Origin of the sequence: Wenzhouxiangella limi (assembly GCF_010499265.1) — a bacterium.
Lineage (GTDB): Bacteria > Pseudomonadota > Gammaproteobacteria > Xanthomonadales > Wenzhouxiangellaceae > Wenzhouxiangella > Wenzhouxiangella limi.
The window spans coordinates 1-9,523 of sequence record NZ_JAAGSC010000026.1 but is presented as its reverse complement, the minus strand read 5'-3'; the positions used below and the strand labels follow the sequence as shown (position 1 = coordinate 9,523).

The window sequence follows — 9,523 nt, the reverse complement described above, 5'->3', positions numbered from 1 at the left end:
ATATTCATCAAGTCAGCGTTTGACAGGCTGGTGCTGCGGTCGATGACAATACTGACCGCCAAACGGGAACTGCTGCCGGTACTGACTGTGCTCAAGCTGAAGGGCAAACTCTGGCCATCTTCGGCCAGAGTGAAGTTGCTGCCCGTCAGGCCACCGAGCGACTGACCAAACTGATCGGTCACCGTGACCAGCGCGCTCATATCCGGACAACTGCTGGCATCAATCTGGTTGATCACCAGGTTCAAGGCAGACAGCTTTTCAATTTCAACGGTCGCTGTGGAGGTGTCATTGCTCGGGTTCGGGTCTGGTGTTATTGCGCTCACACTGACCGTATTGTCGATCGCACCGGCCGGTGCCGTATCAGACACTTCAACTTCCAGGGTGAAACTGGCAACCGCTCCGGGCGTCAGATCGCCCACGCTACATTCAACAACGCTTAGGCCAGTACAGTCAGCACTTGCGCTCAACAACGCCAGGTCACCAGGCAGCGTATCGGTGAGGACGACGCCTTGGGCAGTATTGGGGCCATTGTTGCTGACGGTGAGCGTATAGCTGAACTGCTCTCCAGGCGCAGCCGTGGCCACTGAGGCAACCTTGGACACCACCAGGTCAGAGCGGCTCGGCTCCAGTGTGCTCGGCCCACACAGTCCAGTCGATACGCCGTCTTTGGAGTAGGTGCCAGAGAACACCCCAGTGCCCGACGCGTTCGCCGGCGGTGTCAAGTCGTATTGGAGCGTGCGGCTGTTTGCATCAAAGTAAGGCCCAAACTTCACCGTACCTGTCCCACTGTCGAAAACGCCGCCTTGAACATTGCTGACCGCCCAGCTCGACGGCGGCTGGTCTTCAATCGCATACGAGCCCGTCCCCGTCTCAGGCTGGGTCTGGATCGTCACGGTCAGCGGCAGACCCGGTATGTAGCCCTCAGGCAAGACACGCTGGGCTTCGCATCCAATCACGCTCGTTCCATCAAACGTGATCGTAAGCAAACCCTGGGCCTGACGGTCCAGCAGAGACTGCGGGATCGTGCCCGTCAGGCTCGGGTTCTGGGCCAGGCCCAGAAACTCAAGGTTTGTATCCAGGTTGCCCAGCTCCATCGGAACTGGGCCCGATAAATTATTGCGCTCAAGATCGATCTGAGTCGCATTGGTCAGCTCGCCCAGTTCAGGTGGAATCGGGCCGCCTAGCTGATTGTTAGAAAGCCAGAGCCATTGCAAATTGGTCAGCTGCGATAGTTCGGCTGGAATTGGGCCGGTCAACTGATTGTCTTCCAACCAAAGCCTTTGCAGATTGGTTAGCTGCGATAGCTCGGCCGGTATGGGGCCAGTCAACTGATTACCGAACAGATAGAGCAATCGAAGGTTGGTCAGCTGCGACAGCTCGACCGGAATTGTGCCGGTAAGTTGAAGACGATTCAAATTTAAGCTGCCCAGATTGTCGAGCTCCGCCAATTCCGGTGGAATAGGACCACTTAACGGATTGTTAGAAAGCCAGAGCCGTCGCAGATTGGTTAGCTGCGACAGCTCAGCCGGGATTGGACCAGACAGCTCGTTAGACTGTAGATCGAGAAATTCAAGGTTGGCGAGCTGCGAAAGCTCGGCCGGAACGGGGCCAGATAACTGATTGCCAACAAGCCGGAGCTCCCGAAGATTGGTTAGCTGTGACAACTCGACCGGAATAGGGCCAGACAATTGATTGCGACCAAGCCGGAGCAGTTGCAGATCGGTCAGCTGCGACAGCTCGGCCGGAATAGGGCCGGACAATTGATTGCTATCAAGCCGGAGCAGTTGCAGATCGGTCAGCTGCGACAGCTCGGCCGGAATTACTCCAGCCAATCCATTGGCATTTAGCGATATTCCCGTAACCGACCCATTTGCACACGTCACTCCAAACCAGGAGCACTCCGTTCCCTCTGCACCCAGCCAACCTGTGTTGTTCGCCCAGTTATCGCCGTCGGTCGCGTTGTAGAGCGCAATCAGCGCGTCACGCTCCCCGGCCCCGACCGGAGCGGCATTGAGCGGGAACGCAGCAAGACCGCGACGGAGGCCGGGCGTGGTGTCGAAGGCGTTCACCGATCCACCAAGAGTTACTTTGCTGCCCTGCTCCAGTGCCGCCTCGATTCGACTTAAGGAGACCCCGCCGGGCGCAAACAAGGGTGCCACCTCACCTTGATGCGAAACGCGCGCGACTCGCGACCGGGCCACGCCGCCGATTTGAGAAAAGTCCCCGCCCACGTAAAATCCATCGGAGGCGACGTCCAGGCCTAAAACCGCTGAGTTCGGAAACGTGACCCACGCTGGATCCCGCGCGCCGGTATTGCGGAAAAGTCGCACCAGGCCAAGCCCAGCCAGCCCGCTAATATTGTTGAAAAAACCACCAACATACAGCGTATTGCCGGGTCCAAGAAGTAGCGCTTTAACACCTTGGTCCGCGTCGGCTACGAATGAGGGGTCGACAACCCCGCTGCGGCTCAGCTTGGCCAGCCGTTGCCGTGCCTCGCCGCCGATCTGCGTAAAAATCCCGCCAACATACACATCATTACCATCGAGAATCAACGCTTCGACGGTATTATTCGGCTGTGGGTTAAATGCCGTGACTTTACCCGCAGCCAAATCGACCTCAGCCAATCGACTCCTGCTTTCACTGCCCATTCGAGAAAACCAGCCTCCGACAAAGAGCGAATTGTTCGTTTCATCGAGCGCCATAGTCAATACCGAACTACTCGGATCAGGAGTCCAGCTACTGTCGACCACGCCGTTGTGAGACACCCTCACTAGGTGGCTGAGCGCTGATGTGCCTGATGTTGTGAACCACCCACCGATATAAAGGTGATTGGCATCCGCAGCCAGAGCATTAACTTCTCCCACATCGGTCAGCGCGACATCCCAGGAAGTGTCAAGCTCGCCCGAAGGTGTCAGACGTAGCAAACCCTGGCGCATCACGTCGGTTCCAGCAAGCCGATGAAAATCCCCACCCACATAAACACCACCATCCGGCGCAGCTACTAGCTCCTCGACCCTCCCGCTGCTTTCGATATAGAACTCGGGACCAAGAACAGCACCGTTATTTCCATCCACGCGCACAACCCCGGGATGGTAGGCATCATTGACGTTCTTAAAACTCCCTTTGACCAGCACCGCGCCACCCTGCAGTGTAAGGGTTGAAAAGGAATAAAAATCAAGACTCAAATCCCACGCGCTGTCCAGCATTCCGGTACCTGTTTTGGCAACGCGACCAATACGTGAAGTATCACCCCCACCCAACTGGGTGAAGACACGTCCACTAATGTATGCATAATTATCATCAACATGCACGTATGTCATGCAACCGCCATTTGCCCTCGGATCCCATGTTGCGTCAAGAGCGCCGGCACCCGCCGTTGCAACCCGGGCCACATACCCTCGGCTGATTCCCCCAACCTGCCTAAAGCAACCGACCGCATACAGCCAACCGCCGTCAATATCCATCGCTTCAACACTGCTATTGAACTGAGGGTTCCAGTTCGGATTGACGCTACCGTCAACCAGAGAAAGCTTCGCGGCAAAGCGGTGGGGCCCTCCGTTTACTTCGGTAAATCGCCCGCCAATGAACAGCGCAGAACCATCGCTGCGCATGGTACGAATGGGGCGAAAGGGCCCCTTTACCACAGGGTTGAAAGCCTCATCAACAACCCCGGTGATGCGGTCAATCTTTGCCAGGCCGGTGCGCGCGGCAGTGCCTATCTGACTGAAACCGCCAGCCACATACACCGAGTTGCCGACTACCTCCAGCTGTATAAAGTCAGCTGAGGTGCTTCCACTGTTCGGATCCCAGTCCGACACCGCTCCCGTGGCCAGCGACACACTTGCCAGTCCCCGGCGACTCACACCGTTCACGGTAGAAAAGGAACCGGCCAGATAAAGATCATCGTCAACGAGGGCCATGGCCGAAACTCTACTGGCCGAAACGTTCCAATCCGGATCGATGGTCCCGTCTGGTCTCAGCCGGAACAAAAAAGGATGACCGGGCTCCCCGCCAACAAAGTCCCCATTGTGGGAGACGATCGCGCCGCCGTCCGGCAAGGCCAGTATGGCCTGCCCGGGTGATGCCGCCCGCAAATCAAGATCCGGTTGGGCCAGCGGCAATTGGGCCTCGCTGGAAGCGGGCGCCAAGATCCCGAGCAGCAGGATCACAGACACCAGACGGCGGAACGTCACAGCAATCATAGCCTTACCTTCTTTGAAATTAACATGTCGTCAAGACAGCCCCCAGAGCAGCCCAAATGCAGAGCCATTGCCTGCACCGGCGCGCCGACAAAGCACGCGCAGCGGAACGACTCTGCTCTGAAATCAGTCGAGCGGTTAGAAATCATCATCACCCGGGTGGGCTGAGCTTTCTTCATGCGTCCCCCTGTACGAACTGTTGCTGTCAGGCAGGCTCTTCCAACGCGAAGCGCCCTTATTCCCTCAAGAGCGGAAACCATGCCTGAAAAGGGTCATGCGAAAAAACATGATGTTCAGCACACCCTAAAACGCCACAGGAGAAAACCTAGCAAATCCAGCGCGAGATTTCAAGGTTCTTCGCAACTGGCGTCTCCCCATTTTTCATCCTCCTGCCGGGACCAGGCTTGCTGAGCCGGCGAACAGGTCCGGGATGGGTGGCGGATCATCGTTGTGCGGTTTGGGTGGTCTTCGCCACCAGCCATGGAAGATCTCACGAGCGCCAGCGAACAGTTGCTGCCAGCCCATCAATAGGCTGTAGAACACAAAGCGCGGCGGTTTTCGCTTCTGCCGCCTGGCCCGGTTGAGCAAATACTGGCCGTCATCCTGGTAAGCCGCCAACAACGCCCAGGCCAGGCTGGCCAGCGCCACCAGGTTCTGCAGCGAGGTGAACCGGCGCGCAGTCACCCGCTCCAGATCAAAGCCCTGCTTGCTGAAGCGATAGCCTTCCTCGCAAGCCCAGCGGTCCAGATAGTTCTGGATCATCCACTCTCCCTGACGCCGGCGACGCACCGGGCGATTGGTCACCAGCACCAGCGGTTGGCGTTTGCCATGGCGCACCACGATCATCCACAACGGCGTATCCGGGTGCTCGCGCAGATTGACCCGGGTGATCCCAAAGCGCACGCTCTGCTGAGCATGCGGCCGCATCCGGCCCCAGTGCCGCAAGGGCAGTTGGCGGGCAATCTGCTGGGCCGTGCCGTGACCCCCACGCCACAGCCAGTAGCGCAGGTTGGCCGCCCGCACGAGCATCTGATAGCCCCCCTCAAGCCAGGCGTTCCACAGCACGCCGCGGTCTCCCCCGCGGTCGATCACCCACAACGCCTCGGCCGGCACATGGCGCCGCACTTCATCCATCACCGCCAGGATGTCCGTGTTCTCGCTGCGGTGAGCAGGTCGGTTCGAACTCAGCAAACGGGTGATCAGCGGCAAGCTCACGCCGCGTTCCACATCCCGCGCCACCACGCTCATCAGCGGATAGCCGCCAACCTGCTCACCCCGATCACCATCCCGAACCCAGCCGCGATGTTCACTCTTCGGCGAGCCATCCCGATTCAGATCACCCGGATCGATCGCCAGAATCATCCCCGAGTTCACCTTCGGCCCCAGCTTTTGAAGCTGCAACTGCTCGGCCGCCCAAGTGACCTCGCTGTGGGATGCCAACATGCGCGACAGGCGCTTTTGGGTGTGATGCAGGCGACAGGGCTCGCGCAGCGCCCGGGCAATCTGTGACTGCTGCAGACTGCCGCTGCTCAAGATACCCACGGTTGCTTCACTGATAAGCTTGCGCACCGGTCGCTGAACCACCGGCGGCAGGGCATCGGTCCAGCGGCACAGCCGCACTTTCCATTTGGCGCGTTCTTTGGCATCCTTATGGTAAGCGCCTAAGAACCCCCACCCTTGATCGCACCGGGCAGTAATGCGTCAATATCGTCGACGGTTTCAGCCAGCGGCAGTTCTTTGAAAACTCGGCGCAGGTAGGCATAGGGCTCGAGCCCGTGGCCCTTGGCGGTTTCGATCAGGCTGTAGAGGTTGGCGCTGGCACGGGCACCGGCCTGGGTTTGGGAGAACAGCCAGTTTTTGCGATTATGCCAACCTTTGCATAACAGAAATTATGCGCAGTGCCCGGTTATGCGAAGTCCACGGCGATCATCGGCTCGCCGGCGGCAGCCTGCCTACTCGCAACGCCATCGTTCCCGTTCTCGACTTTACATAAGCGTGCAGGCCTACTGCTCTGTCACCCTCAACGACAGGACAGCTTATGAACCGCTCCATCACGCCTCTCCGCCCGGATCTGACCCGATCGCTGCGAAACGGCCCGCTTGCCGGATGCGAGGCACCTTATAGAAAGTGGCTTGACGAACGCGGCTATGCCACCAGCACGTCGCGCGCGTACATCCTCTGCCTCACGCACTTCGCCAGGTGGGCGAGCGACCTGGGGGTCACGTGCGAGACCCTGTCTTGCTCGACTATTGCTCGCTTTATCGACGAGCACCTTCCTTGTTGTGACTGCCCACGCCCCGTACAGCGCAGTCGAGCGCAGGTTCGGGCGGCGCTGCGTCAGCTACAGCCGGCATTGGCGGCTGCAGGTATCACCTTTGTTGAGGCAGATCCCAATGCGGTAGAGCGCGAACTTGAGCGCTACGACGCCTTCCTGCGTGATCGTCGAGGCTTGGCCGCCAGCACACGATTGCATCGTCGGAAGATAATCCGGGACTTGCTCCAGCTCACAGCCGGTACAGGTGGCAGTTCGGCATGGCAAGAGGCGAGCCGACTGCGTCGGTTCGTGGCCGAGCGCGCTGATCGATGGTCGCCTGCGAGCCTGGGCACATTGACTGGCGCGCTGCGTAGCTACCTGCGCTACCGCGGATTGCTTGGGGACGATGTTGTCGCACTACTTCCGGTAATCGTATCCCCCGCGCAGTGGCGGTTATCCGCCTTGCCGGAGACACTTTCCGCCGACGAGGTCGAGAGCGTTCTCACATCGTTCGGCCCCTCGTTGCCGTCGTGGCGTCGCGGCCTAGCCATCGCACAATGTGTTGCCAGGCTCGGCCTGCGATCGGCCGAAGTGGTCGCTCTCGAGCTCGAAGATCTGGACTGGGACATCGGCACGATCCGCCTTCGTCACTGCAAGTCCCGGCGTGTCGATAGGTTGCCCATGCCAGTTCCTGTGGGCGAGGCGGTGATGAACTACCTCCGACACGAACGGCCGTCGTGCAAGAGTCGGAAGGTGTTTGTACGCCATGTTGCACCCGTGGAGAAACCGCTGCTGCCAGGGGTCGTCAAGAGCACTCTCCTCGCGGCATACACGCGCTGCGGGCTGCCCTACACACGCATACACATCCTCCGCCATAGCCTGGCAGCTCGTGTGCTCGCTGGTGGTGGCACACTCAAGGAAGTCGCAGACCTCCTACGGCATCGACACCTCGACACGACGCAGATCTATGCCAAAGTCGATTCAGGGCGGCTTGATGCTGTGGCGATGCCCTGGCCTGGGAGCGGCACGTGATCGCGGCTGGCGCCGTCGGGCGCGCGGTAGAGGACTATCTGTCTGAGCGGCAACGCCTCGGCTATCGGATGCACGACAGCGAGTTGCGCCGCTTCGCACGCTACGCAGACCAGCGCAACCACGCGGGGCCTCTCGACGCTGAGCTCCAGATCACTTGGGCGCGGCTGCATGTTCTGCGGACGACCGCCGGCACGGGAACACGACGTCTCGAGACATTGCGCCCGTTTGTGCGCTATTACCGGCAGTTCGAACCCGATTCTGTTGAAGTCGATCCGTGCCTCCTCGGACCGAAGCGCGGGCGGCTGACACCGCACATCTACACAACCGATGAGATCGACGCGCTGGTACGTGCCGCTGCCCGATTGAAGCCGTCGGACGCGCTGCGCCCGGCGACCTACGCAACGCTGCTCGGCCTTCTCGCGGCCACTGGCATGCGACGCTCAGAGGCGCTGAACTTACGCGACACAGACATCGATCCCGATGGCAGACGGCTAACAATCCGACTGACGAAGTTCCGCAAACATCGTCAGATACCACTTCATCCGAGCACGGCCGCGGCGCTGTTAGCTTATCGGCGAGAACGTGATCAGCAGTGGCCCCTTGCGCCGGAACGGTCGTTCTTCGTCGGCCGTGACGGCATGGCGGTGAACGCCAGCACACTCGCCGCTGTCTTCGTCAACCTTCGGCGCTCTCTCGGTTGGCGCGCACGAGGAGACTATGCCCAGCCCCGCCTCCACGATCTACGCCATACGTTTGCCGTGCACCGGCTATTGCGTTGGCATGAGGAAAATTTGCCGGTCGACCAGGGCATGTTGTGGCTGTGCACCTACCTCGGCCACGCGAAGATCAGCGACACATACTGGTACCTGACCGGCGTACCGGAACTCATGGCGACCGCAGGGCGCGCGTTCGAGGCGTTCACCCGTGATGCGGAGCAGCGCTCATGAGCACTGTCATTCCCCCCGGCCCCACGTTCCAGGCGCTAGTACAGACGTTCTTCACCAGCTACCTCATCGACCAGCGCGCAGTCAGCCCGCGCACCGTTACGACGTACCGCGACGCGTTCACCTTGCTGCTGGAGCATGCCGAGCGCACGCTCGGCAAGGCACCAGCCTCACTCGCGCTCGCCGATATTGATGAGACTTTGATCTTGAGCTTTCTGGACGATTTGGAGACGCGCCGCGGCAACGCGGTGCGCACGAGAAACGCTCGGCTTGCCGCGATCCGCTCGTTTCTGCAGTTCGCTACACATCGCGATGTGGCAAACCTGGCGACGATGACAGCGGCACTGTCGGTCCCAATGAAGCGCTTCGAGCGCCCGATCGTCGGCTTCCTCTCCCGCGAACAGATGTTCGCCGTGCTGGATCTGCCCGGTAAGGACTGGCTCGCGACGCGGGACCGTCTGCTGTTGCATCTGTTGTACAACTCCGGCGCGCGAGTCTCCGAACTGGTCTCGATACGCGTCGACGACATTGTCACTGATGACGGGGCGTGCGTACGCTTACTCGGTAAGGGACGCAAACGGCGTACAGTGCCATTGTGGAAGAATACCGCGAAGCGCGTACGTGCCTGGCTAGCGCTCGAGGGCGCGCCAACCGGCGAAGGGCCGCTACTGCCGACCCGTCAGGGCGCCTTTATGACGCGAGCGAACGCCGCGCAGCGACTCGCCATCGCGGTGAAGCACGCAACTGAGCGCCGCCCGGAACTTGCGATGCTCACTATTTCTCCGCACACGATCCGGCACACGACAGCGATGCACTTGCTGCAGTCCGGCGTGGACATCAGTGTTATCGCGCTCTGGCTCGGCCACGAGAGCCCTGCGACAACCCACCACTACGTCGAGGCCGATCTCGCCATGAAGGAGAGGGCGCTCGCGCGGCTTGAGGCACCGGAACACCCATCGTATCGGTACCGGCCGCCAGACAGCCTTATTGGCTTCCTTCGGGCGCTGTGATTATGTCAAGTGGAATCGCCTGTTCATCGAGCTATGAGGTAGTCGGGATCCGGTACTTCGCATAACCGGGCACTGCGCATAATT

Annotated in this window: 4 protein-coding genes and 2 pseudogenes; 3 read left to right on the top strand and 3 right to left on the bottom strand. The window is 60.1% G+C overall.

Features of this window, described 5'->3' with window-relative positions; translation table 11 throughout:
* The 3 genes and pseudogenes from G3I74_RS01350 to G3I74_RS01340 form a co-directional block, all read right to left on the bottom strand.
* Nucleotides 1-4,202 (bottom strand): annotated as a pseudogene (locus tag G3I74_RS01350) (DUF11 domain-containing protein); the annotation flags it as partial.
* A gap of 378 nt (nucleotides 4,203-4,580) precedes the next feature.
* Nucleotides 4,581-5,741 carry a transposase gene (locus G3I74_RS01345; RefSeq protein ID WP_164209425.1) on the bottom strand — a complete coding sequence of 387 codons (1,161 nt, stop codon included), beginning with the start codon at nucleotides 5,739-5,741 and terminating at the stop codon, nucleotides 4,581-4,583.
* 119 nt (nucleotides 5,742-5,860) lie between these two features.
* Nucleotides 5,861-6,061, bottom strand: a pseudogene (locus tag G3I74_RS01340) (transposase domain-containing protein); the annotation flags it as partial.
* 176 nt (nucleotides 6,062-6,237) lie between these two features.
* Between G3I74_RS01340 and G3I74_RS01335 the strand changes: the two are divergent.
* The 3 genes from G3I74_RS01335 to G3I74_RS01325 are packed head-to-tail and all read left to right on the top strand — an operon-like array spanning nucleotide 6,238 to nucleotide 9,439.
* On the top strand, nucleotides 6,238-7,485 hold the full coding sequence (locus G3I74_RS01335; RefSeq protein ID WP_164209422.1) for a tyrosine-type recombinase/integrase: 1,248 nt from the start codon (nucleotides 6,238-6,240) through the stop codon (nucleotides 7,483-7,485).
* Nucleotides 7,482-8,432, top strand: coding sequence for a tyrosine-type recombinase/integrase (locus tag G3I74_RS01330; protein ID WP_203594447.1), 951 nt, complete (start codon nucleotides 7,482-7,484; stop codon nucleotides 8,430-8,432). The genes G3I74_RS01335 and G3I74_RS01330 overlap by 4 nt, the downstream gene beginning before the upstream one ends.
* Nucleotides 8,429-9,439, top strand: a complete 1,011-nt coding sequence (locus G3I74_RS01325) for a tyrosine-type recombinase/integrase (protein ID WP_164209419.1) — start codon at nucleotides 8,429-8,431, stop codon at nucleotides 9,437-9,439. Before G3I74_RS01330 ends, G3I74_RS01325 begins: the two co-directional genes overlap by 4 nt.
* Nucleotides 9,440-9,523 lie beyond the last annotated feature (84 nt).